Genomic DNA, 23,277 nt, shown 5'->3' with positions numbered 1-23,277 from the left:
AGGAGGGCTGGATAGGGTGGCTCGCGCCATGACCGAGCTGAGCCACGCGCAGATCGAGCGCTTCATCACCGAGGGATTCGTGCGGATCGACGCGGCGTTTCCCCGGAGCGTCGCCGACGAGGGCCGCGCCATCCTGTGGCGGGACACCGGGTTCGATCCGCTCGATCCGAGGACCTGGACGAAGCCCGTCGTCCGGCTCGGGATGTACGGCCAGCGGCCGTTCGTCGACGCGGCGAGCACGCCGGTGCTCCGGGCCGCGTTCGATCAACTCGTCGGCCGCGGGCGCTGGCTACCGCCGGCCGCGCTCGGCACGTTCCCCATCCGCTTCCCGTCGCCCGATGATCCGGGAGACACGGGCTGGCACGTCGACGCGAGCTTCGGCACCGAGGACCCGGACTTCATGTCGTGGCGCGTGAACGTCGCGTCGCGCGGCCGCGCGCTGCTCCTGCTGTGTCTCTTCTCCGATGTCGGCGAATCCGACGCGCCGACGCGCATCCGGGCCGGGTCGCACCTGGACATCGCGAGGCAGCTCGCGCCGGCGGGCGAGCAGGGGCTGACGCTCCGTGAGCTGGCCGCGAACGGCTTCGCGGAGACGGCGCATCGACAGCAGGTGCTCGCGACCGGCGAGGCGGGAACGGTCTACCTGTGTCATCCGTTCCTCGTCCACGCGGCGCAGCCGCACCGCGGCGTCCGCCCGCGCTTCCTGGCCCAGCCGCCCCTGCTCCCGGCCGAGCCGCTGCGGCTCGAACGCGAGGACGGGGAGCGCTCACCCGTCGAGCGAGCCATCCGCGGGGCGCTGCGCGGGGATCTCTGAGGGCCGCCACGCCGGGCGCCCCGACCGTGGCCATTGCCGCTCCATCGATCCGGGGTCTCGGCGCGCGGCGTGGGCCGACGCGGGCTCACAGCCCGAGATAAGCCCGCCGCACTTCCTCTTTCCGCGCCAGCTCGCTCGCCTCTCCCTCCAGGTGGACGCGCCCCTCCGCCAGCACATAGGCGTAGTCGCTCACCGCCATGGCCATGGCCACGTTCTGCTCGACGAGGAGCATCGTCAGCCCCTCGGCCTTCAGCCGGCGCAGCGACTCGAACAGGTCGAGCACCAGGCGGGGCGCGAGGCCCAGCGACAGCTCGTCCAGCATCAGCACCTTCGGGTCGGCCATCAGCCCGCGCGCCACCGCGACCATCTGCTGCTCGCCGCCGCTCAGCGTGCCCGCCTTCTGGCCACGTCGGTCTGCCAGGCGCGGGAACATCTCGAACACGCGCTCCAGGTTGCGCCGCGCGCCCGGCTGGGCCCGCTTCGAGAAGGCGCCGAGCTCGAGGTTCTCGTGGACCGTCATGTCGCCGAACAGCTGCCGCCCCTCCGGCACCAGCACGAGGCCCTCGCCGGCGCGGGCGTGCGCGGGCAGGCGCGTCACGTCGCGGCCGCCGAAGACGACGGCGCCGCTCCACGCCGGGAGCAGCCCTGTCACCGCGCGCAGGAGCGTCGTCTTGCCAGCCCCGTTCGACCCCACGAGCGCCGTCAGCTTCCCCGGCTCGAGGCGGAGGCTCACCCCCCACAGGATCTGCACCTCCTCGTAGCCCGTCGTCAGATCATTCACTTCGAGCGCGGCCGCCATCCGTGCCTCCTGCCAGGAGCTCCTGCCCGAGCTTCGGGTCTCCCAGGTACGCCTCGATCACCTTCGGATCCGCCGCCACCTCCCGCGGCTCCCCGGCGGCGATGAGCTTGCCGTAGTCCAGCACCACGATCCGATCGGAGAGGCTCATCATCGCCTGCATGAGGTGCTCGATCATCAGGATCGTCGTCCCCTGACCGCGGACGTGGCGGATCATGTCGATCATCCGCGCCACCTCGGCGGGGTTCAGGCCCGCGAGGACCTCGTCGAGCAGGAGCAGGTACGGCCGCGCCGCGAGGGCGCGGGCCATCTCCAGCCGCTTCTTCTGCGCCACGTTCAGGCTGCCGGCGAGCTGCGCGGCCCGCTCGCCGAGGCCCACGAGCGCGAGCACCTCGTCCGCCACGCGCGCCGCAGCGCCGCGGCCGTGGCGCTCGCGGCCGTAGCAGGCGCCGAGGATCACGTTCTCGCGCACCGTGAGGTCGTGGAGCGGCCGCACGATCTGGAACGTGCGGGCCAGCCCGAGCTGCGCCACGCGGTACGGCGGCAGGCCGGTGATGTCCTGCCCGCGAAAGATGATACGGCCCTTCTCCGGCGCGTGCACGCCGCTCACCACGTTGAAGAGCGTCGTCTTGCCCGCGCCGTTCGGGCCGATGAGGCCGACGATCTCCCCCTCCTCGACGCCGAACGCGACGTCGCTCAGCGCTTGCAGGCCGCCGAAGCGCCTCGATATCCCCTGCACCTCGAGCATCATTCGAGCACCCCCCGCGCGCGCGGCAGCCGCGCGCGCAGCCAGCCGACGACCCCGGACGGCACGAAGAGGACGATCAGCAAGAGCACGCCCCCCGCGAAGGCCAGGTGGAGATCCTTGAAGAGCGGTGTCGTGAGCAGGAAGCTGCGGAGGCGGTCGTACGCGGCCGCCCCCAGGATCGGCCCGAGCGCCGTCCCCGCGCCGCCCAGCATCACCATGACGAGCGTCTCGATGGAGGTGTGCAGCCGGAAGGCGTCGCCCGGCTCGACGTTGCCGTTCTTGAAGAAGTAGAGCGTGCCGACGACGCCGGGGAAGAACGCCGACAGCACGTAGGCGAGCGTCTTGAGCCGCGGCGCGTTCACGCCCATGACGAGCGCGGCGTCCTCGTCCTCCCGGATGCTGAGAAGGCCGAGCCCGAACCGCGAGCGCTTCACGAGCAAGCTGACGGCGACGACCACCACGGTCACCAGGAGGAGAAGGGAGTACGTGAGCCACAGCGCGCTCGCCGGACCGCCGTACTCCCCGTAGACCGAGAAGTTGATCGACAGGCCCGTCGCGCCGCCGAAGAGCGAGGCGTTGTTGACGAACGCCCTCGCCGCCTCGTTGATCCCGATCGTGGCCAGGGCGAAATAGGCGCCCCGCAGGCGAAGGATCGCGAGGCCGAGGACGGCCGCCAGCGCGGAGGCGGCGAGGCCGCCGGCGAGCATGGCGAGGTAGAGGGAGACCCCCCGCTGGCTCAGGAGATAAAAGCCGGTGTACCCGCCCAGCCCGAAGAACACGATGTGCCCGAAGTTCACGTAACCCGTGTACCCGAGCAGGAGGTTGAGGCTGGAGGCGAGCGTGACGAACGTCAGCAGGGTGAACATCGTCTCGCGCAGCGTGTCGCCGCGCGTCGCCAGCGGGAGGACGCCCAGCGCCACGACGAGGAGGAGCGTCAGCCAGCAGGCGGGGTGTCGACGGACGTTCATGCGCGGGCTCCAAACAGGCCGCTCGGGCGGAGCAGCAGCACGAGGACGAACAGGACGAACTCCACGACAGGCACCCAGCTCACGGGGAGAAAGACGGGGATGAGCCCCTCCAGCGTGCCGAGCAAGAGCCCTCCGGCGAGGGCCCCGAGCGGGTTGCCGAGGCCCCCGAGCACGCCGATGACGAACGATTTGAGCTGATACGACTCGCCGCTCAGGATGGTGAACGGAAAGAACGTGGCGATGAGCCCGCCGGCGATCGCCGCGAGCATCGTCCCGAGCCCGAAGCTGAGCCCGAGCACGCGGGAGGTGGGGATGCCCATCAGCTCCGCCGAGGCGCGGTTGCTCGCCACGGCGCGGATCGCCTTGCCGAGCCGCGTGCGGCGGAGGAACAGGGTGAGCGCCGCCGCGACGAGGACAGCCATCAAGGCGGCCATGACGCGCGTGCCGGGGAGCGCCACCGGCCCGAGCCGCGCGGTGCCGAGGGAGTAATCGATGTTGCGCGGCGTGGTGGTGAGGAGCGCCGTGCCCAGGCCGATGAAGATCATGTTGACGGCGAAGGTGGCCAGCAGCGTCGTCAGGTGGTGCGGCGCGTGGACGACCCGGTGTACAGCCACGGGGTAAATCAACAGTCCGAGCAGCAGGCCGGCGGCGGCCACCGCGAACAGCCCGAGGTAGGGATTCAACCCGAGGTGCGTGAACAGGAAGTAGCTGGCGAACATGCCGAGCGCGATGACCGCGCCGTGGCTCAGGTTGATGATGCGCAGGATCCCCCAGATGAGGGTCATCCCCATCGCCGCGAGGCCGTACACGAACCCGAGCATGAGCCCGTCCACGAGCGACGTCAGCAGTTGACTCGGGCCCGCGGCGGCCTGCTCGCGGGCGGGGTACAGGGGCTTCGCCGTGCTGGCGTCCTCTGGCCAGATCACGCGCTTGACCATCTTGCCCTGCTCGTCCTTCTGCCACTGGATGTAGACCATCTCGTGGCCGAGCTGGCGGCCGTGCCGCTTCGCGCTCGCGTCGTACCTCGTGTGGCCGAAGAAGGTCAGCATGTCCGTGCCGTCGAGCGCCGCCTTGACCTTCGCGGTGTCCAGCGACCCCGCGCGCGCGATGGCCTGCTCGAGGATCAGCCCGGCCGCGTAGCCGCCCGCGCCGTGGTAGGACGGCGTGTCGCCGAAGCGCGCCGTGTACCGGGCGACGAAATCGCTCACCGACGGGCCGTGCCAGGGGAGGCCGGCCGCGCGGGCCGCCTCGGGGCTGTATTTCACCGTGGACTCCCACTGGCTCGGTCCGATCACGCCGAGCGCCGCCGCGCCGAGCTCCCCGAACCGCGGCTCGGGCGGGGCGACGAGCAGCGCGATGAACTTGGCCTGGATGCCCTTCTCCCCGAGCTGCCTTGCGAAGGTGCTCGTGTCGGCGAAGTGGCCGCCGCCCATGATGGCGTCCACGTCGCCCGGCATCCGGTTGATGAACGGCGCGAAGTCCGTGGTGCCGCTGGCATAGCCCTCGAAGAGGACGATCTCGTAGCCCTTGCCCTCGCCGTAGCCCTTGGCCGCCGTGACGACGTCGGTGGAGAACTTGTCCCGCTCGTGGACGATCGCGACCTTCCTCGCGGAAGGATCGAGGTGGGCCAGGAGATCGAAGGCGCCGGTCAGGTAGCGGCTCGCGGGCGTGTAGGTCATGAAGGCCAGCGAGTAGCCCTTGTCGTGGGTCGAATCCGACGAGGCGCCCGCCGTGACCATGACGCGGCCATACTGCTCGGCGATGACGGCGGCCGCGTCGGTCAGGCCGCTGCTGTAGGGGCTGATCAGGAAATCGGCCCTGTCCTCGTTGATCAGCCGCGTGTAGAGCTGCTGGACGCGGTCCTTGTTGCTCTCGTCATCATAGAACCTGATGTCGAGGGTGACGGCGCTGCCGTCGGCGAGGCGGATGCCGCCCGCCTTGTTGACGTCGTCGACCCACATCTTGATGCCGTTGGTCTGCCGGGTCGACTCGACGTTGACGTTCCCTGTCAGCGACGCCGTGAACCCGACAATGGCCGTCCGCGAGGCAGCCGCCGCCTGCGGGCCGGGCGCGCCGGGCTGCGCGCTCGCAGGGGAGGGCGCGCCCCACGCGATGGCCGCCAGCGTCAGGAGGAACAGGGCCAGCGTTCGCATTGCGGCATCCTACACCGCGGCACCCGGGCGCGCGCATCCAGTCCGCGCGACCCGACCCAGGTCGGGTAACCCGGGGGAATCGAGGGAGATCGCGGGCAATCGCGGCCAATCGACAGCGAACGGAGCTGCCGGCGGCTGGACAACACCCTTTGCCTGTGTTCCCTTCGCTCGACCTGGCGCAGTGTGGCTGCTTCATCGCCGCACGGTCTCGTGCCGTCCCCAGGAGATCCAGTATGTCCTCGATCCGGTCCGCGCTGCTCCACTCGGCCTTCATCGGCGTCTGCCGGCTCGCCAGGCTGCGCTTCGAGGCGCAGGCCTACCGGGCGGGCGCGGTGAACGAGCGCCTGCTGCTCGACATCGTGAAGCGGCACCGGGGCACCGAGTTCGGACGGCGGCACCGCTTCGGCGCGATCCGGACCGCAGGGGACTTCCAGAGGGCCGTGCCCCTCGCGACCTACGACGATTTCCGCGCCGATATCGAGCGCGCGGCCCGCGGGGAGCGCAACGTGCTCACCGCGGATCCGGTCACCTCGTTCGCGCTGACCTCGGGCACGACGGGGACCCAGAAGCTCGTCCCGATCACCGCGTTCTCGATGCGCAGGCTCGGGCAAACGATCCTCGCGTGTCGTGGTGTCCAGCTCGAGGCGCTCCCCGCCTCGCGGGCGGACAGGCCCGCGGCGGCGCTGATGAGCGCGGCGCTGACCGGCCGGACCGAGGGCGGTCTCCCGACCGGCCCGGTCTCCTGTTACATGATGCGCGCCGCGCTCGAGCGTCAACCCGGCGCCTGGGCCTCCCCGCCGCAGGCCTTCCACGTCGTGACCCAGGCCGACGCGCTCTACCTGCACCTGCTGTTCGCGCTGGCGCAGCCCGCGCTCGGGGTGATCGTCGCGCCGTTCGCCTCCGGCCTCCTCGATTTCTTCCAGGCGCTCGAGGCGCGCTGGCCCGCGCTCGTCGACGACCTCGGCCGCGGCGCGCTGCGCCCCGACATCGCCCTCCCGCCGGAGGTCGAGCAGCCGATTCGCGCCGCGCTGCGGCCGCACCCGGACCGCGCGCGCGCCGTTGCGAAGGAGCTCGAGCGGGGTCTCGACGGCATCGCGCGGCGGCTCTGGCCGGCCCTCTCCCACGTGTCGGGCGCCACGAGCGGCAGCTTCCGGATCTATGCCGAGAAGCTCGCGCGCTACGTCGGCGAGCTCCCCATCTACTCGCCGTTTTACGTGTCCTCGGAGGCGATGATCGGCGTCAACCTGGGGCTGGGCGCCCCTGTCTACGCGCTCCTGCCGAGCTCCGCCTTCTACGAGTTCATCCCTGCCGGCGAGCTGGACGCGCAGCGCCCCTCGGTCCGGCGGATCGACGAGCTCTCCGAGGGGGAACGGTACGAGATCGTCGTCACGACCCACGGCGGGCTGTACCGCTACCGCATGGGCGACGTGATCGAGGTCGCGCGCCACCATCGTCGCGTGCCGGTGGTGGAGTTCATCCACCGGCGGGGGTGCCTGCTCAACATCGCCGGGGAGAAGACGTCCGAGCATGCGATTCTCCGCGCCCTGGACGAGGCGCTGTCGAAGGAGGCCCTCGGGCTCGTGGACTTCTCGACGATGGAAGATGCCGAGTCTGCGCCGAGGCGCTACGTGGTCTTCGTCGAGCTCACCGAGGGCAGCCGGCCTGCGTCCGCCGAGCGGCTCGCCGAGCGGCTCGACCACGCGCTCTGCGCGGCAAACCCGCGCTACGCCACACACCGGGGGCGCCTCGGGCCGCTCGCGCTCCACCTCGTGCAGCCGGGGACGTTCCGCGAGCTGCGCGAGCTCCTGGCCCGCCGGGGCGCCTCGCCCAGCCAGGTGAAGGTGCCGCGCGTGGTGGCCGAGGGCCCGCTCGCGGAGCTCTTGATGGCGCGCCGCGAGGCCGCGCCGGCGCGTGCGGTCGCACCCTGACGGGCTCCCTGGCCTCGTCCCGTCCCCCGGCGCGCGGCGCCGCCGCCGTCGGGAAGGCCCCCTGGCCTCCGGGACCACCATCCGCCGGAGGATGGAATCACAAAAAAGAAACCGCCCGCAGGCCTGGCCTGCGGGCGGTCTTCATGATCCGCGACTCGGTCTACTTCAGGCGGGCCAGCATCTCGACCTTCTCCGCGTCGAGACCCGTCCAGGTGCCCCAGCCCGACTTCTCGGCATCGGTGTACAGGTGCTCGTAGATACCACCCGTATCACCCGACTCGGGGTTGATGGACCAGTAGGTGAAGTCCGTCATCCCCTTCTTGATGAGGTAGTCGACGTAGATGTTCTGCCACTCCCAGTCGTAGCGCTTGCCGGCGGGCAGGTGCGCCCACTGCTGGGCGAGCGGCGGATCCATCTCGTTCTTCGGCCAGTCCTTCACGCCGCCGAACTCGCCGGTGATCACGCAGAAGCCCTGGTCGTGCAGGAACCCGAAGTGCTCGTCCCACTGGGCGTTCAGCTTCGCGACCGCCTCCGCGTTGCTCCGCTCCACGATCAGCCCGCACTTGGCCGCGGCGGCCGCCTCGTCCTCGAGCCCGACGCACTCGGGCTTGGACTGGTCGACGTGCTGCTTCTGAACGAACACCGCGGGCCCGTAGGTGTGGGGCGAGAAGCAGAGCCGATTCTTGGGGATCTGGATCGGGTAGGCCGTCTGCCCGAAGAAGTTCTCACCCCAGTTCGGGTTGAGGTTCTCATCGCCGTGGGGCTCCGGCTCCAGCGTCAGGCCGGAGGCGCCCTCCGGCTGGTAGCTGCCGGACACGCCCTGAACGACGGCGATCATGTCGTCGTTCTCCCTCTTGATGACGTCGTAGCACGCCTTGGCCATATCCGCCCACTTGGCCCAGGAGTACTTCCACGGCTCGTTGAAGCAATCGATGCCGATGATGTTGTCGATATTGAGCTGCTTGGGCAGGCGCGCGATCGTGGCGATGTCCGCGAGCCACTTCTCCATGTTGTAGGCGTCCTCGCCCTCGAGGCAGTTGTAGTCGTCCGCCTTGTAATCGTAGTTCTCGCGGGCGCTGTCCACGTAGGGCGGGGCATCGTCGAGCCTGCCCGCGCGCCAGCCGATGTGGTTCGAGCAGGAGTGGATGCCGATGATGACCTTCAGCCCGTTCGCGTCGGCCTTCTTGAGGAAGTCCTCGAGCGCCGCGCGGGCGTTGGCGTACGGGTAGACGTCCGGATTGTTGTTCCTGATCCGGGGCGTCTCGATGCTGTAGTCGCCGTCCTTGTGATTCGCCACCAGGGTCTGCGGCGCGATGGGGAGCCGGATCGTGTTGAACTTCAGCGCAGAGCTCGTGAGCTCCTTCATCGTGTCCTCGATGGTGCGCGGGGTCGCGTTCGACCACCACATCGAGCCGATGAAGAGCTCCATGGCGCCGGGACGCTCGAGATCGTCTTGTCCCTCGAGCCCGAACCAGTTGCCGCCGCGAACCTGGAACGGCGTGCCGTCCTCCATCAGGCGGCCGGTGTCGGGGTTGACCCGGAATTTGCCGGGCGGCGAGTCGTCGGTCGGCGGCGTGGGGCCCCCGGGAGTGCCGCCGCCGACGCTCGTGCCGCCGGTCGGCATGCCTGCGCCGGTGCCACCCGTCGGCATGCCCGCGCCCGTGCCCGCACCGCCCGTACCGCCCGCCGGCATGCCCGCGCCGGTACCGCCCGTCGGCATGCCAGCCCCCGTGCCCGCGCCGCCCGTGCCGCCCGACGGGTCGGTGCCGGTGGCGCCGCTCGAGCTGTCGCCGCCGCAGCCGATGGCCATCAGACCGGCGAGGGTAAAGGAACACAAGAAGATATGGCTTCCTCGAATTCTCATGGCTTCGCTCTTTTCGTTAAGCACAAATTCAGTACAAGGTCCGCGTCCCGAGCGACCACATCCGTGGTGCGACCGTAAGCCAGTCCAAGATCATCAACTGGTCGCGCTCGGAAGTCGACCCCGCCCGAATTCGCAATCAAGCAACACCGACGGGTTGCCAACCGGGCCTGTACACTACCCGTCGAGAAACAAGGGGTCAAGATGGGACGCGCCTCGGCGACGCGAGGATAAAATTATCGAGTTGGCGTTCCTTTGCCGCGAGGGTGGATCGCTTGATAAGGAGGCTCGTTCCGCCTGCGGGTCCAGTCTTACTGTATGGACGTGACGGGCTCGACAGGGCGCTTGACTTTGGAAAGCGCTTCAACTTCTCCGCGCGAATTGCATTCGACGCATCGTTGTCCTTTCAGACGCGCAGCGTCATCGTGCTGAGTCCGCCGGGGGTGCACTGTTCTGGCAGCAGGAGAACCATCCGGAGGCGCGGGGAACGGGGGCGGCTCAGCGGGCGAGGGGAGCATGATCTGGAGCCGCTCTCCCGGAGGCCGACGACACAGGCGGTCGAAGAGATTCACCTCGTCACCGCCGGTCCATCGCGGGCGGCGCATCGCGGTATGCTGCCGTCATGGACTGGAAAGAGAGCTGTCGCGCCCGCCTCCGCGAGCACCTCGACCCGCACGGTGACATCGCTCCACCATGGGAGCGGTTCCCCGACCACGAGCGCCACACGATCGGCTGGCGGATGGGCGCTGGCGAAGACTGGCTCGGGCTGTGGGGCGTCTTTCTCGAGCAGCTCGCCCCCGACCTCGAGACCCGCATCGCCTACCTGAGACGCCACCCGCCCGCTCCGGTGAGCTGGGCAGACGCCGTTCACGACGTGCTCTATCCCGATGAGAGCGGAGACGATGATGGCGATGAGGACGAGCCGGCGGCGGCGGCCCAGCGCCGCGCCGCGCTCCTCGAACAAGGCCTCATCGCGCCCGACGCCGCCTTCACCACGTGGCTCGGCCAGCAGAAGGGCGTGCGCTGGCCCTGGGAGCGCAGCGAGACGCCCGAGGACGCGGCCCGCCATGACACCCGCGGGTTCTGGTTCTGGTCGCGCCAGGTCGCCGCGCTCCGGAGCGCCGGCGGGTGGACGCCGCCCGTCGTGCCCGGGCGCTGGCGCGCCTGCGCGCGAGCGCTCGAGAGCGGCGACGCAGGGCCGGTCGACCCTCGGCAGGGGCTCAGCGCGCTCGCCCGTTTTCTCTGCGCCGGACACGTGAAGGCCCCTTGGGAGCTCGGCCTGGAGGTCGCCGACTTCACGGACTCGTTCGAGGACGACATGGGCTACGTCGACGCGTTCCGGCTGTGGGGGATCTCGGTGCTTGACGACGAAAGCCAGCTTCGCCGCTACCTCGAGGCCACTCGAGCGCCGCCGGAGTGGAGGGCGTGGGCCGAGGAGCAGTTCCCCCTGGAGTGAGCCGCGGCGGCGAGAGCAGGCAGGCTCGGGCGCGTTCGCGAGGACAAGGCGGGAGGGGGAGCGCAAGGCGCGCTGGTGGTCGCACATCGGTGACGTCGCGATGCGCCGCGCCGCGCGACGTGCAGAGTCCATGAGACGGCGCTCGCCGGCCGGCGTGGCCTGAATCATCAGCAAAGTCAAATAGATAACTGCTGTCTCCCGCTGGCCGCGACCCGCTATTTGCCCCTTGCCCGGCGCGATCCCGGCGTGATAGTCCTCGAACTCAGGAACGCTCGGGGGCGGACTGACCCCGGTACACGCCGAGGCACGCTGCTCCTTCGTGCCTCCTTTCCCATCTGCCACCGTTCGCCGTCCTCGTCGCAAGGCCGTTGTCTTGCTCCGCTATCGGCCGGCAGGGTCGACGGCGGAGCACCACGCTCGCGCGCCAGCCGGCGCGGCGCCTGTCTCCGATCGGCAATGCTCACCCTACCCAGCTATCACTCCGTCAGCCACTTCGACCCGACCGACGACGCCGCCCGCTACCGCGCGATCCGCGCGGCCGACGGCGCCCCCGTGGTGCTCAAGGTGCTCGGCGCAGGCGCCTCGCGCGTCGTGGACCGCGCCCGCGTCAAGCACGAGTACAAGCACCTCGCGACGATCGAATCCGAGCGTGTTGTCAAGGTCCATGGCGTCGAGGAGCACGAGGGGGACCTCGTCGTTGTCTTCGAGGACACAGCCGGAGAGGAGCTGGGGACCTTCCTCGCGGCGCGCGGCAAGCTCGACGTCGACCGGTGTCTCGTTCTCGCCATCTCGATGACCGAGGCGGTGCGCGTGCTTCACGGGCACGACGTCGTGCACGGCGCCATCCGGCCGAAGAGCTTCGTCGTCGGCGGCGACGGCCAGGCCCGTATCCTGAATTACGGGGTCGACGCCGCCGTCAACGGCGAGGGGACGTCGCTCTACAGCGAGGCCTTCCTGTCCGACGTGCTGCCCTACCTGTCCCCCGAGCAGACAGGGCGCATGAACCGCGGCGTCGACCATCGCTCGGATCTGTACTCGCTCGGCGCGCTCTTCTACCGGATGCTCACCGGGAGCCTGCCCTTCGCGGCGAACGATCCGCTCGAGCTCATCCACGCCCACATCGCCCTCATCCCCCATCACCCCACGGCCCTCTGCGCCGATGTGCCCGCCCCGCTCGGCGACGTGGTGATGAAGCTGCTCTCCAAGAACGCGGAGGACCGCTACCAGTCGGCGAGCGGGCTCCTCGCCGACCTGCACGAGTGCCGGCGGCGCGTCGCGCAGGGCCGCCATCACGAGCGCTTCGAGCTCGGGCAGCGCGACGCCGCGTACCTTCTCCAGATCCACCAGCGGCTCTACGGCCGCGAGGAGAGCATCGAGCGCCTCACGAGCGCCTTCTTCGGGGTCCTCGGCGGCGCGCGCAAGGTCGTCCTCGTCTCGGGCTACTCGGGCATCGGCAAGTCGTCGCTCGTGCAGGAGATCCTGAAGCCGCTCGCGCGCGAGAAGGGCTATTACATCAGCGGCAAGTACGACCAGTACAACCGGGACAGGCCGCTCGGCCCGGTGCTCCAGGCGTTCGACGCGCTGCTCCGGCAGATCCTGTCCGAGAGCGAGGAGCGCACCGCGCGCTGGCGAGCGGCGATGATCCAGGGGCTCGGCAACAACGCGCAGGTCATCTGCGAGGTCCTCCCCGCGCTCGCGTACCTCATCGGCGAGCAGCCGCCCGTGCCGTCGCTGGGCCCCGTCGAGGCGCAGAACCGGCTGAACCTGACCTTCCAGAGGTTCGTCTCGGTCTTCACCGGGCAGGGGCGCCCGGTCGTCCTCTTCCTCGACGATCTCCAGTGGATCGACGCCGCGAGCCTGAGCCTCGTCAACGCGCTGCTCGAGGGCGACGGGCTCGGGGCCTTCTTCTTCTGCGGCGCCTACCGCGACAACGAGGTCAGCGCGGCGCACCCCTTCATCCGCGCCGTGGAGGACCTCAAGAAGGCCGGCGTCGAGGCTGAGCCCATCGTGCTCACCCCGCTGGAGCTGCCGCACGTGACGGCGCTGCTCAGCGACACCCTCGGGCGCTCGGACGTCGGGCAGCTCGCGGCGCTCGTGCTGAAGAAGACCGGCGGCAATCCGTTCTTCATCAAGCGCTTCCTCAAGTCGATCCACGACAGCGGCGCGCTGACGTTCGATCAGGCAGGGCGCTGGTCGTGGGACCTCGCGGCGATAGGCGCCCTGGAGTACACGGACAACGTCGTCGATCTCATGGCGAGCAACATCCGCCGCCTGCCCGCGCCGACGCAGGAGGCGCTCCGGGTCGCGGCCGCCATCGGGAACCGCTTCGATCTGGGCACGCTCTCCACGATCAGCGCGTGCTCCGTCGACGCGTTCTACGCGCGCGCCGAGCCGGCGCTCAAGGAGGAGCTCATCGCGAGCGACGGCGCGAGCCACCGCTTCGTCCACGACAAGATCCAGGAGGCGGCCTACTCGATGATCCCTGTCGAGGAGCGGCCGGGGCTCCACCACCGCATCGGGATGCTCCTGCGCGAGGCGCTCGGGGCCGACGCGCGCGGGCTGTTCGACGTCGTGAACCACCTGAACCGCGCGGGCGATCTGATCAGCGGCCGCGCGGCGCGCCTCGACCTCGCGCGGATGAACCTCGCCGCGGCCGCGCGGGCCGAGGAGAGCTCGGCCTTCGACGCCGCGCTCAGGTACCTGGCCGAGGGCATCGCGCGGCTCCCCGACGACCCGTGGGGCACGGAGTACGAGCTCGCGTTCGCGCTCACGACGAAGATGGGCCTCATGCAGGTGCTCGTCGGTCGCCCGGACGACGCCCTCGTCACCCTGGACCAGGCCGTGGCCAACGCGGCGAGCCGGATCGACAAGACGCGCGCGTACGGCGCCAAGGTGAAGGTGCACGTCCTCAAGGGCGATCTGTACGCCGCCCTGACCGAGGGGCTCGTGGCGCTGCGCCTCTTCGGGATCGATCTCCCGCCCTTCCCGTCGGACGAGGCGGTCGCCGGCGACGTGGAGGCGACGCTGAAGTTCCTCGAGGGCCGCTCGATGGAGTCGCTCGTCGGCGTGCCGCGGCTGGAGGACCCCGAGATCGCCGCCCTGCACAACGTGCTGGAGGAGATGATCTCGTCCTGCTACTTCCTCGCCAGCAACAACTTCGGGTTCTGCGTGATGAAGATCCTGCGGGACACCGTGCAATACGGCGTCTCGCAGAGCTCGGTCTTCTCCTACGTCGTCTTCGGCCAGATCCTGTGCGTCAGCGGTCGCATCCCGCTCGGCTATGCCTTCGGCGAGGCCGCGGTCGAGCTCCTCCGACGCTATCCGGACAAGCGGAACGACCCGATCCTCGCCTGCATGTGGGGCGGGTTCGTCATGCACTGGCGGACGAGCTACGCGAGGGGGCGGGAGATCCTGCACTCCGGCATCCACGCGGGCCTGGAGACGGGGCAGTACATCTGGGCGTTCTACTGCCTCGTGAACGCGAACACGAGCACCCTGCTGCTCGGTCCGCCCCTCGCCGAGATCAAGGCCGAGTCGAGGTCGCTGCTCCCCCTGCGCAAATACGACAGGTGGAATTTCATCACGTGGATGGTCAGCGCCATCGGGCAGCTCTGCGAGAACCTCATGAGCCCGGATCCGGGCCCGTCGGACCTCGCCGGCGAGTGGATCCAGATCGACGAGATCATCGCGGCCGCGGCCGCGATCAACAACCAGGCCTCGCTCTTCTTCGCCCTCTTCTACCGGCTCGTCCTGCGCCTGTTCCAGGGCGACCACGCGGGGGCGGCGTCGCTCGCGTTCGAGGCGAACCCCACGATCATCGGGATCGCCGGCTGGCAGGGCAACCCGCCCTTCCACTTCTACGGGGCGGTCGCCCTGATCCTGGCGGCCGATGACGCCGATCCGGAGACCCGGGAGAAGTACCTCGCGAAGGCCCGCGCGATGGGCGAGAAGGTCGCGTTCTGGGCGAGCCACGCCCCCGACAACATGCGGCACCGCCACCTCCTGCTCTCGGCCGAGCTCGCGCGGGTGGGCGGCGAGAGGCGCGAGGCGCTGGACCTCTACGACGAGGGGATCCGCGCGGCCGCCGAGGGCGGCTACCTGCACGACGAGGCCCTCGGCAACGAGCTCTGCGCGCGCGCCTACCTCCGGCTCGGGAGGACGACGCTCGCGCGCGCCTACATGATCGAGGCGCACGCGGCGTACGCGCGCTGGGGCGCCCTGAGCGCCATGGCCCGCCTCGAGCGCGACCACCCCGACCTCCTGCGGCGCGATCCGCTCGCCTCGTCGAGCGCGCCGGTGGTCGTCCGGGAGGACCTCGACCTGCGCAGCGTGCTCAAGGCCTCTCAGGCCCTGTCCGGGGAGATCGTCCTGCCCCGGCTGCTCGAGGCGCTGATGCGCATCATGCTGGAGAACGCCGGCGCGCGCCGCGGGTTCCTGATCCTGAAGGACGAGGGCCGACTCACCATCGAGGCCGCCGGCGACGTCGCGGGCGACCGGATCGAGCGGATCGCCTCGGTCCCGCTGGACGCCCGCCCGGATCTCGCCGCCAGCGTGATCCAGTATGTCGCGCGGACCGCGGAGAGCGTCGTCATCGACGACGCCCCGAGCCACCCGTCCTTCGCCGCCGACCCGTATGTCAGGGCGGTCCAGCCGAGGTCGATCCTCGCCTTGCCCATCTTCCATCAGGGGCGCGTCCTCGGGATCCTCTACCTGGAGAACGCGCTCGCCAGCGCCGCCTTCACGCGGGATCGCGTCGAGCTCCTCGGCCTCCTGTCGACCCAGATCGCGGTGTCGCTGGAGAACGCCCGCCTGTTCGCCCAGCTCGAGGACAAGGTGGCGGCCCGCACCGTCGAGCTGAGCGCGGCGCACGCCGAGCTCAGCGAGGCGCACGCCCAGCTCGGGGAGCTCTATGCGGCGCGGGAGCGCGAGCAGGAGGAGCGGATGCTGGAGCAGCGCGCGCTCATCGAGCAGCAGCGGGAGGTCATCCACGCCCTCTCCGCCCCGCTCCTTCAGGTCTGGGACGGTGTCCTCGCCGTGCCGCTCATCGGCGCGCTCGACAAGGAGCGCGCCGACGAGCTGATGCACAGCCTGCTTCAGGCGGTCTCGCGCGGCAACGTGCGCTTCGCCATCCTCGACACGACCGGCGTCGAGGCCATCGACGAGGCCGTCGCCGACCACCTCGTCCGCATCGTTCGCGCGGCCGAGCTCCTCGGCGTCCGGGCGTTCGTCACCGGGATCCGCCCCGCTGTCGCGCGGACCATGACCTCGCTGGACATCAACCTGCGCGCCCTGGGCACGCACGCCACCCTGCGCGAAGCCCTCAAGTTCTGCATGCGGAGCCTCGCCGCTGCGCCGCGCGCGGCGCGTTGAGCCCCACAGGGCACCTCGACGGGCCCGACGAGCGTCGAGGCCCGCTGCCGCTCAGCGAGGCTGGGAGGCGTCGGACGTGCCGGTGAGCTTCGCCTTCGCGAGGTGCTTCGCCTCGAGCTTGGCCTCGGCGTCCTTCACCGCCGCCGTGCTGGTGCCCGTGATCGTGATCGACTCCTCGGCGAGCGCGTAGATCGTGAACTCGTAGGTGTCGGTGTTGGCGTTCCCGCCGCTGAAATTCGGGCAAGGCCCGAGGTAGTTGCTGTTCTGCATGGCGCCGATCGACGCCGCGTCCTTGAACTCCTCGGGCAGCGAGGTGACGTTGGCCGGGATGTTGTAGATGACCCAGTGATAACCGAGGTCGCTGGGGGGCGTCTTGGTCGTCAGGGTGACGTCGATGAAGGTGATGGCGTAGCTCTTCGTGCCCGCGGGGCCCGGGGTCCAACGGAGCTCCGGCAGGAGGCTGTTGTTGAAGCCGGCGGCCGCGCACGTGTACTTGTCGGCGAACTCGGCGCCCTCCGTGTGATTGGGGCTCGTGAGCGTGAATTCACCGGAGGGCGCGCCGCCGCCCTCGCCCGGCGCGCCGCCCTCGCCCGGCGCGCCGCCCTCGCCCGGCGCGCCGCCCTCGCCCGGCGCGCCGCCCTCTCCGCCGCTCCCCGTGGTGGCCGCCGTGGTCGTGGAGCTGGCCGAGGTCGAGCCGCTGGTGGCGCCTTCGGTCCCGGTGCTCGTCGCGGCGCCCCCGCCGTCCCCCGACGGACCGGGATCGCTGCTGGAGCAAGCCAGCGTGGCGAATGGCACGCCCGCGAGCACGAGAACTCGAATGGTACGAAGAAGCCTGTCCTTGATGGTTTGCATTGGCAGACTATGCCACATCCGCGTTCCGCGCAGGGAACACACACGCCTCGCTTGTACGACAAATTATCCGCAAATTTGCGGCACATTTCCCGGAACAGCGCACAGCGGGTGTCGTTCGGTATTGTGAACGTTCACTCGGCGCTGACCGGCCTCATCGACTGATCCAGAGAGCATGTTTGGCTGCGGAGGAGATTTGCAGAAGCGGACTTCGAAGGCACGCGCTTTCCCTTTCTCGCGGCCTCCGCGCGGCGTCAGATCGCGACGAATCGGTCGCGGCACATCAGCGGTCGGTACAGCGGCGCGATGAGGCTGGCCCCCGCCGCCGCGCGCAGGGCCGCGGGCGTCATGCCGGCGTACCGCCGCACGGCGCGGCAGAGGTGGCTCTGGTCGGCGAACCCGGCGTCCGCGCTCAGCGCGGCCCAGGGAACGTCCTCCTCGAAGCGCTCCAGCGCGCGCTGGAAGCGCCGGATGGCCTTCATCTCGCGCAGCGTCACCCCGTGGTGGCGCTGCACGAGCCGCTCCGACTGGCGCAGCGAGACGCCCAGCGCGCGGGCCAGGCCGGCCGCGTCTCGGTCGGCGACCCGGGCGTCGCGCAGCGGGGCCGGCGCCGGCGCGCGCGGCGCCAGCGCGGCCACCCAGCGCAGCACCGCCAGCCGGCGGCCGTGCGGCGTATCGGCGCGCCGCACGGCCGACAGGAGCCTTGCCACGGGCGCCGCGCCGATCCCGTCGCGCAGGTCGATCCGGCGGTCGACGAGGCAGCGGGCATCGACGCCGAACCACGCCGGGATCGCCCAGGGCTCGAGCAGGACGATCAGGGCGTGCAGCTCGGTCGGCAATCTGTAGCTGAACGGCCGGGTCGCGACGCCGGACAGCCAGACCGCGCCGCCCGCTCGGTCGTCGCGCTCGCTCTGGATCTCGCCGACCAGGCCGATGCTGAGCACCGCGTGCAGCGACGGCAACGCGCGCGGCGCCGGCGGCCCCCACGACGGGACGCTCGCCGCGACCTCGACGAGCCCGGTGACGCCGGGCTGGCCGGCGCCGGGCGCGGCGTGCGCGCCGAGCGGCGACGCGCGGCGTTCTCTTGCGGCGCTTGCGGGCGGGGCGAGCCTCGATGTCGACATCGTTCAATCCACGGCGGCCGCCGGGGACCACACTGCGCCGGCGCCGCTGTACGTCGGCGCCGATCGTGAGGAGCGCAGCGCATGAAGGCAATCGGAATTCATCGTCACGGCGACGCATCGCAGCTCGTGCGGCTGGAGCTGCCCGAGCCGGAGCCGGGGCCGCACCAGGTGCGGGTGCGGGTGATCGCGTCGTCGGTCAATCCAGCGGACATCCGGGCGCGCTCGGTGGCGCCCGGGCCGCGCCGCATCGAGCGGCGGTTCCCCGTGGTGCTCGGCTACGACGTCTCCGGGACGGTCGACGCGGTGGGCCCGGGGGTCGACGGGCTCGCGGTCGGCGATGAGGTGTTCGGCTCACCGAGCCTGTTCGGCCAGGGGGCGAACGCGGAGCTCGTGGTGGTCGACAGCCGCACCCTCGCGCGCAAGCCGGCGGCGCTGTCCCACGAGCAGGCCGCCTGCCTGTCGCTCGCCGGCGTCACGGCCTGGGAGTGCCTCGCGCGCGCGCAGCCCGCGGCCGGCGCCACGGTGCTCGTCACCGCCGGCGCCGGCGGGGTGGGGCACCTTCAGGTACAGCTCGCGCGGCACCTCGGGCTGCGCGTCGTGGCGACCGCGAGCCGGCCCGAGTCGACCGCGCTGTGCCGCGAGCTCGGCGCCGCGGTCGTGCTCGACCACGCCGCGCAGGACGTGGGGCAGGCCTGCCGGGACCTGACCGGCGGGGCGGGCGTCGCGGCGGCGTTCGACAACGCCGGCGGCCGGGCGCTGGACCAGGCGCTCGACGCTGTGGCGCCGCTGGGCGCCGTGGTGAGCATCGTGCCGACGCCGGCGCCGGTGCCTGTCGAAGACAGGCTGTTCATGAAGGCGGCGTCGCTCGTCTACCACGTGATGGGCGCCGCCTCGATCTGGCGGATCGACCCGCACGCGCAGGGCCGGGCGCTGGCCGCTGTCGCGGCCCTGGCGGCGCAAGGTCACGTCAGGCCCGTCATCGCCGCGAGCCATCCGGTGCGCGAGCTCGCGCTGGCCCACCGCGCCATCGAGTCGGGGCGCACGATCGGCAAGATCGCGATCCGCGTGGCCGACGGCTGGTGACCCGGGGGGCGACGGGAAACGGACGGGGATCGACGGGGGTATTGACGGGAGATCGACGGCCCGCCCGCGCCGCCCGGCGTGGCCGGGCGGGCCAACAACCTGGCCGGGGGGGCAAAGGCCGGAGGCGACCGCGTCGCTCAAGCTCCCGGCATGCAGCGCGCCGCTCATCGCACCTCGCGCCTGCCGCGGGCCCGCAGCGTCCTGGCAGGCGGCACGCTGGCCGGGCTCCTGGCCACCGGCTGGCTCGGATTCCACTCCATCGCACGGGATCGAGCGCGCGCCGACCACGGGCCCGCCGGCCTCGCCCCGCCTGGCAGCCCGCTCGGCGATCTCTCGAACACCATCGCTGATCTCGCTCCTGTGATCGGCGTCGTCGAGGAGCGGCTCCCCGCAGGGAGCTATACCTACCTCGCCGTGCGGCCGGACGGCGGCAGCCCGGTATGGGCCGTGACCCTCGGCGGCGGACAGCCGGTGGGCGCGCGCGTCTCGATCAGGAGCTTCGGCCGGCGAACGGACTTCGCTTCACGCCGCCTGAAGCGGACCTTTCCCGTGCTCGTCTTCGGCGTCGTGTCGCGCGAGGGCGAGCGCTGATCCGCACTCGACACCCCAACCCTCTTTTCTGTCATGAGGTCAACCATGTCTCGAATGGATTCCGCCTTCTCCCGCGTCGCGCGTCTGGCCCTGATCGCCGCGCTCGTCCCTGCCTGCAGCGGGGGCGGCGAGGCGGGCGCACCGGGGGAGCCGGGCGGCGGCGCGGGCGCGGAGACCGCCGCCTCGGCGTTCACGTGCGCAGATGACGATATGCAGAACCTCGCGCCGTTCGGCGGGCCGGGGTTCCAGGACGGGACGCTCACGGGCGCCGCGCAGGACACCTACGTTGCCTCGTCGACCCTGCTCTGGGTCAAGGCGGACGAGGCGTCGCAGCGCCGGTTCATCGAGCTGGCGACGGCCATCGTCGCGCAGCTGCCGGCGCAGGAAGGGCTCATCGGCTTCGTGCTGGGGACGTCGGCGAAGTGCGGTTACGCGCGGACGATCACGGTGTGGAAGGACGAGGAGGCGATGGGGAAATTCGTGATGTCGGACGCGCACCTGGCGGCGATGGCGGCGACGAGCGAGATCAGCGTCCAGGGCGCTGTGACCCACTGGGCCGTCGGCGCGGGCGATGTCCCGCCGTCGTGGGACGCGGCGAGGGAGAAGATCGCCGCCGCCGAGACATCGTACTGAGGCGGTCAGCCGTCGCTCGCCCCCCGGTTCGCGCCGGAGGCAGCGGGAGGTGCCCGGCCGCCCCGCGCCTCCTCGCGGAACCGGCCAGGGGTCCTGCCTGACCAGCGCTTGAAGGCGCGCGCGAAGGTCGCGACGTCCGAGAAACCCAGCAGAAAGGCGATCTCCGTCAGGGAGGCGTCGCCCTCGCGGAGCAGCTCCTCGGCGGTCTGATGGCGCACCTCGCCGACGATCTGCCGGAGCGTCGTCCCCTCCTCCTCGAGGTGCCGCCGCAGGCTGCGCTCGCTCGTCCCGAGGCGCCGCGCGACGACGCTCGCCGAGGGCTCGCCCGAGGCGAGGAGGCGGGCGACGACCTCCCGCGCCTGATCGGACGTGCGCGACGGCTCGGCGGCGCGGCGGCGCCGCAGATCCTCCGCGTGGCGGAAGAAGAACTCGCTCAGGGCGGGGTTCGCGTCGCGCGGCACGATCTCCAGCAAGGACGCGGGGAACGCGAAGCCGTCGCGCGGCGCCTCGAACTCGAGGGGGCACCGGAAGAAATCCCGGTGCGCGGCGAGGTCGCGCGGCGCGGCGTGGCGGAAGGTGACCCGGAGCGGCGAGAACTCGACGCCGGCGCACTGGCGGAAGCAGCGGAGGTGCACCGCCAGGTGGCACTCGGTGGCGATGCGCGCGCCGAGCGTGAAGCGCGGCCAGCGGTGCAGCGCCACGAAGGGCGCGCCCCGGTCCGTCGTCTCATCGAGCTCCCAGCGCGGCGTGTCCGTCAGGAGGACCATGTAGCGGTCGACGCGGTCGAGGGCCTCGCGGGCGCTCGTGCACGTCATGACCACGAAGCCCGCGACGTGCATGTCCTCGAGGCGCGTCTGCGCCGCGAAATGGATGGGCGCTCCGGGATCGTCGAGCGCGCGCACGACGTGCGCCCACACGGCGTCGAGGGACGTCACCGCGATGCGGCCGTCCATGTCGGCCATGGACCCGGCCGACATGCCGGCGAGCGCGAGGAGATCGCCGCGGGGGAGGCCGCGGGAGGCCGCGTAGGAGATCACCCGGCCGGCGATCGCCGTCGAGACGGTGGCCCGGGGCGGGGAGGGGGGCATGGCACGGCGAGCGTATCACCGCCGCGCCGTCGCTCACGGCGCCTGGCGCCGCCGGCCGAGCGCCGCGCCGCGCGCGCCGCGCCCGTGCTTCCGCGCGGGGAGCGCGGGAGGGCAGGCGCCCGGGGCGGCGCAGCGCGAGGCGCGGCCCCGGGCGCGGCGGGCGGCCCGGATCACTCCGCCGGCGGGATGAAGAGGCCCGGGCACGGCTCGTCGCCGAAGACCCGCATGCCGAGCCGGTACATCGTGATCTTCGGGTTCGGCGCCCAGTTCCAGCTCGATCCGGCGTAGGAGCGGTCGTTCGACTGGTTGAACGCTTGCCAGCTCGACGCGTGGAACGCGATCCGGAACTGGTCGGTGGTGGACGAGGGCGCCAGCGTGGTCTCCGGGATCGCCACGTCGACGTAGTGGGTCGCGCCGGCGCAGCCGCCGCCGGGCACCTCGTGGAAGCTCATCGTCGGCGTGCTCGAGCAGCCCCAGCACTCGGCCGCGAGGGTGCCGGGCGGCTCCTGGGTGAAATAGTACCGCACGGTCGTACGCCAGAGGAGCACGCTGTCGGGGCCTGTGTTGCGCACCTGGATGCCCGGCGTGACCCAGTTCGGCTGTGGCGTGTGCTCGTCGTACAGCACCTCGAGCCGGCAGTCCGCGGGGCAGGAGGCGGTGCTCTCGCCGCTGCTGCAGATGCCGTCGCCGCAGGAGCAGTCGCCCGGGCACGAGGCCGGGGACTCGAGCGGGCCGCAGGCGCCGTCGCCGCAGGAGCACACGTCGGAGACCGTCTGCTCGCACATGGCCTGGACCGCATGGAAGGCATAGGTCGCGTCCTCGCCGCGGCAGGCGTTGTCGTCGCACTGGTTCGGGCGCACGCAGCCGTCGTCCTCGTCCACCTCGAAGTCGATCGCGCCGCGGGACAGGATGCCCACGAGCTCCTGCGTGTTCGCGTCGAACACGCCGGAGCCGGAGTTGCCGACGAACGTGTCCAGGTTGCTGACGAAGAACTCGAGGTCCTGGTCGTTGCTGCGGACCGCGGCGCCGTCGGCCAGCTTGAGCGGCAGCCCGCGGGGGAAGCCGTGGACCACGAGCGGGGTGTTGACGGCGAGGGGCTGGCTCGATACGCGCACCGTGGCGGGGGTCCGCCCCACGACCGGCCGGTCGAGGCGCACGACCGTGTAGTCCGCGCCGCTCGGATCCCGGTACCAGGTGACGAAGTCCACACAGCGATAGAGGTCGTCGCTGGTGATCTGGTTGAGCTGGCCGGACGGGGTCATCGCGTAATCGAACACGAAGCGGCTGTCGGCGCAGTTGTTGATGCAATGGCCCGCCGTCAGCACCAGGTCGTCGTCGATCAGCGTGCCGCTGCAGTCGGCGAGCGCCGGCTGCGCGGCGAAGCGCTCGTCGGGGCACACGCCGTCGCGCTCGATCCACGTCGGTCCGGCGATCTGGATGTTGTTCGGGTCCGAGTCGTCGATGGCCGAGGTGGGGATCAGGGCGACGGTGAAGTCCAGCGCGCGCTGGGCCCACGCTGGATCCGCGTAGGTGAACGGCTCCTCCCGGTCGTCCTCACCATAGATGACCTCGGAGCGGACCTGACCGGTGGTCTCGACCTCGGCGGGCGTCGAGCACGCAGCGCCTGCCCCCGCGAAGATCAAGCCAGCACGAACGATCATGGGGAATGTCTTCATTCGCAAACTCCCGATAGGCAATGCAAGGACACCCGGGCGCGCCGCGCAGGCGCTCCGCGGCGGCCCACGCCGCGGGGCGCTCCTGCGCGCGTCGGTCCGGGCGCGAGGAGGCGCGTCGAGCGGCTCGGCGATCTCCCGC

The 23,277-nt window shown here is 71.1% G+C and carries 16 protein-coding genes; 7 read left to right on the top strand and 9 right to left on the bottom strand.

Features of this window, described 5'->3' with window-relative positions:
* Nucleotides 1-28 precede the first annotated feature (28 nt).
* Nucleotides 29-814, top strand: coding sequence for a phytanoyl-CoA dioxygenase family protein (locus tag WMF24_RS27755; protein WP_437730414.1), 786 nt, complete (start codon nt 29-31; stop codon nt 812-814).
* An 85-nt stretch (nt 815-899) separates the two neighbouring features.
* On the opposite strand, the gene WMF24_RS27750 is transcribed toward WMF24_RS27755, so the two are convergent.
* From WMF24_RS27750 to WMF24_RS27735, 4 genes are read right to left on the bottom strand one after another with little or no spacing between them, the layout of a single operon-like run.
* A complete protein-coding gene (locus tag WMF24_RS27750; RefSeq protein WP_437730413.1) occupies nt 900-1,613 on the bottom strand; it encodes an ABC transporter ATP-binding protein in 714 nt (237 codons plus the stop codon).
* Nucleotides 1,588-2,358, bottom strand: a complete 771-nt coding sequence (locus tag WMF24_RS27745; protein WP_437738863.1) for an ABC transporter ATP-binding protein — start codon at nt 2,356-2,358, stop codon at nt 1,588-1,590. Before WMF24_RS27745 ends, WMF24_RS27750 begins: the two co-directional genes overlap by 26 nt.
* On the bottom strand, nt 2,358-3,326 hold the full coding sequence (locus WMF24_RS27740) for a branched-chain amino acid ABC transporter permease (protein ID WP_437730412.1): 969 nt from the start codon (nt 3,324-3,326) through the stop codon (nt 2,358-2,360). Before WMF24_RS27740 ends, WMF24_RS27745 begins: the two co-directional genes overlap by 1 nt.
* Nucleotides 3,323-5,479: an ABC transporter substrate-binding protein gene (locus tag WMF24_RS27735; RefSeq protein ID WP_437730411.1), complete on the bottom strand. Its 2,157-nt coding sequence runs from the start codon at nt 5,477-5,479 to the stop codon at nt 3,323-3,325. The genes WMF24_RS27740 and WMF24_RS27735 overlap by 4 nt, the downstream gene beginning before the upstream one ends.
* Nucleotides 5,480-5,712: 233 nt before the next feature.
* Between WMF24_RS27735 and WMF24_RS27730 the strand changes: the two genes are divergently transcribed.
* On the top strand, nt 5,713-7,407 hold the full coding sequence (locus WMF24_RS27730; RefSeq protein ID WP_437730410.1) for a GH3 auxin-responsive promoter family protein: 1,695 nt from the start codon (nt 5,713-5,715) through the stop codon (nt 7,405-7,407).
* A 160-nt stretch (nt 7,408-7,567) separates the two neighbouring features.
* On the opposite strand, the gene WMF24_RS27725 is transcribed toward WMF24_RS27730, so the two are convergent.
* Nucleotides 7,568-9,271: a glycoside hydrolase family 5 protein gene (locus WMF24_RS27725; protein ID WP_437730409.1), complete on the bottom strand. Its 1,704-nt coding sequence runs from the start codon at nt 9,269-9,271 to the stop codon at nt 7,568-7,570.
* 619 nt (nt 9,272-9,890) lie between these two features.
* On the opposite strand from WMF24_RS27725, the gene WMF24_RS27720 reads away from it, so the two are divergent.
* Together WMF24_RS27720 and WMF24_RS27715 are read left to right on the top strand one after the other, a co-directional pair.
* Nucleotides 9,891-10,724, top strand: a complete 834-nt coding sequence (locus WMF24_RS27720) for a hypothetical protein (protein ID WP_437730408.1) — start codon at nt 9,891-9,893, stop codon at nt 10,722-10,724.
* A gap of 456 nt (nt 10,725-11,180) precedes the next feature.
* Nucleotides 11,181-16,094: an AAA family ATPase gene (locus tag WMF24_RS27715; protein ID WP_437730407.1), complete on the top strand. Its 4,914-nt coding sequence runs from the start codon at nt 11,181-11,183 to the stop codon at nt 16,092-16,094.
* 51 nt (nt 16,095-16,145) lie between these two features.
* Here WMF24_RS27715 and WMF24_RS27710 read toward each other — a convergent pair whose 3' ends face one another.
* Both WMF24_RS27710 and WMF24_RS27705 read right to left on the bottom strand, forming a co-directional pair.
* Nucleotides 16,146-16,946 carry a YbhB/YbcL family Raf kinase inhibitor-like protein gene (locus tag WMF24_RS27710; protein WP_437730406.1) on the bottom strand — a complete coding sequence of 267 codons (801 nt, stop codon included), beginning with the start codon at nt 16,944-16,946 and terminating at the stop codon, nt 16,146-16,148.
* Nucleotides 16,947-17,197: 251 nt separating this feature from the next.
* Nucleotides 17,198-18,067, bottom strand: coding sequence for a helix-turn-helix domain-containing protein (locus WMF24_RS27705; protein WP_437730405.1), 870 nt, complete (start codon nt 18,065-18,067; stop codon nt 17,198-17,200).
* 81 nt (nt 18,068-18,148) lie between these two features.
* Here WMF24_RS27705 and WMF24_RS27700 point away from each other — a divergent pair, with 81 nt between their 5' ends.
* The 3 genes from WMF24_RS27700 to WMF24_RS27690 all read left to right on the top strand — a co-directional run bounded on the left by WMF24_RS27700 (nt 18,149) and on the right by WMF24_RS27690 (nt 20,374).
* Nucleotides 18,149-19,150, top strand: a complete 1,002-nt coding sequence (locus tag WMF24_RS27700; RefSeq protein WP_437730404.1) for a quinone oxidoreductase family protein — start codon at nt 18,149-18,151, stop codon at nt 19,148-19,150.
* 150 nt (nt 19,151-19,300) lie between these two features.
* Nucleotides 19,301-19,741, top strand: a complete 441-nt coding sequence (locus tag WMF24_RS27695) for a hypothetical protein (protein WP_437730403.1) — start codon at nt 19,301-19,303, stop codon at nt 19,739-19,741.
* Nucleotides 19,742-19,786: 45 nt separating this feature from the next.
* Entirely contained in the window at nt 19,787-20,374 is a 588-nt protein-coding gene (locus WMF24_RS27690; RefSeq protein ID WP_437730402.1) for an antibiotic biosynthesis monooxygenase, read from the top strand.
* A 5-nt stretch (nt 20,375-20,379) separates the two neighbouring features.
* Here the strand turns inward: WMF24_RS27690 and WMF24_RS27685 are convergent, their stop codons facing one another.
* A complete protein-coding gene (locus WMF24_RS27685) occupies nt 20,380-21,462 on the bottom strand; it encodes an AraC family transcriptional regulator (protein WP_437730401.1) in 1,083 nt (360 codons plus the stop codon).
* Between the two features lie 170 nt (nt 21,463-21,632).
* Complete coding sequence (locus tag WMF24_RS27680) at nt 21,633-23,138, bottom strand: trypsin-like peptidase domain-containing protein (RefSeq protein ID WP_437730400.1); 1,506 nt, start codon at nt 23,136-23,138, stop codon at nt 21,633-21,635.
* Nucleotides 23,139-23,277: the final 139 nt, after the last annotated feature.

The sequence above is a fragment of the Sorangium sp. So ce1335 genome, from assembly GCF_051521615.1.
GTDB lineage: Bacteria > Myxococcota_A > Polyangia > Polyangiales > Polyangiaceae > Sorangium.
This window is presented reverse-complemented; position numbering and strand designations above follow the sequence as displayed.

Bases quoted from the DNA above. Each gene is read 5' to 3' on its own strand.
- WMF24_RS27755 (WP_437730414.1), top strand. From the start codon at position 29: ATGACCGAGCTGAGCCACGCGCAGATCGAGCGCTTCATCACCGAGGGA.
- WMF24_RS27750 (WP_437730413.1), bottom strand. From the start codon at position 1,613: ATGGCGGCCGCGCTCGAAGTGAATGATCTGACGACGGGCTACGAGGAG.
- WMF24_RS27745 (WP_437738863.1), bottom strand. From the start codon at position 2,358: ATGCTCGAGGTGCAGGGGATATCGAGGCGCTTCGGCGGCCTGCAAGCG.
- WMF24_RS27740 (WP_437730412.1), bottom strand. From the start codon at position 3,326: ATGAACGTCCGTCGACACCCCGCCTGCTGGCTGACGCTCCTCCTCGTC.
- WMF24_RS27735 (WP_437730411.1), bottom strand. From the start codon at position 5,479: ATGCGAACGCTGGCCCTGTTCCTCCTGACGCTGGCGGCCATCGCGTGG.
- WMF24_RS27730 (WP_437730410.1), top strand. From the start codon at position 5,713: ATGTCCTCGATCCGGTCCGCGCTGCTCCACTCGGCCTTCATCGGCGTC.
- WMF24_RS27725 (WP_437730409.1), bottom strand. From the start codon at position 9,271: ATGAGAATTCGAGGAAGCCATATCTTCTTGTGTTCCTTTACCCTCGCC.
- WMF24_RS27720 (WP_437730408.1), top strand. From the start codon at position 9,891: ATGGACTGGAAAGAGAGCTGTCGCGCCCGCCTCCGCGAGCACCTCGAC.
- WMF24_RS27715 (WP_437730407.1), top strand. From the start codon at position 11,181: ATGCTCACCCTACCCAGCTATCACTCCGTCAGCCACTTCGACCCGACC.
- WMF24_RS27710 (WP_437730406.1), bottom strand. From the start codon at position 16,946: ATGCAAACCATCAAGGACAGGCTTCTTCGTACCATTCGAGTTCTCGTG.
- WMF24_RS27705 (WP_437730405.1), bottom strand. From the start codon at position 18,067: ATGTCGACATCGAGGCTCGCCCCGCCCGCAAGCGCCGCAAGAGAACGC.
- WMF24_RS27700 (WP_437730404.1), top strand. From the start codon at position 18,149: ATGAAGGCAATCGGAATTCATCGTCACGGCGACGCATCGCAGCTCGTG.
- WMF24_RS27695 (WP_437730403.1), top strand. From the start codon at position 19,301: ATGCAGCGCGCCGCTCATCGCACCTCGCGCCTGCCGCGGGCCCGCAGC.
- WMF24_RS27690 (WP_437730402.1), top strand. From the start codon at position 19,787: ATGTCTCGAATGGATTCCGCCTTCTCCCGCGTCGCGCGTCTGGCCCTG.
- WMF24_RS27685 (WP_437730401.1), bottom strand. From the start codon at position 21,462: ATGCCCCCCTCCCCGCCCCGGGCCACCGTCTCGACGGCGATCGCCGGC.
- WMF24_RS27680 (WP_437730400.1), bottom strand. From the start codon at position 23,138: ATGAAGACATTCCCCATGATCGTTCGTGCTGGCTTGATCTTCGCGGGG.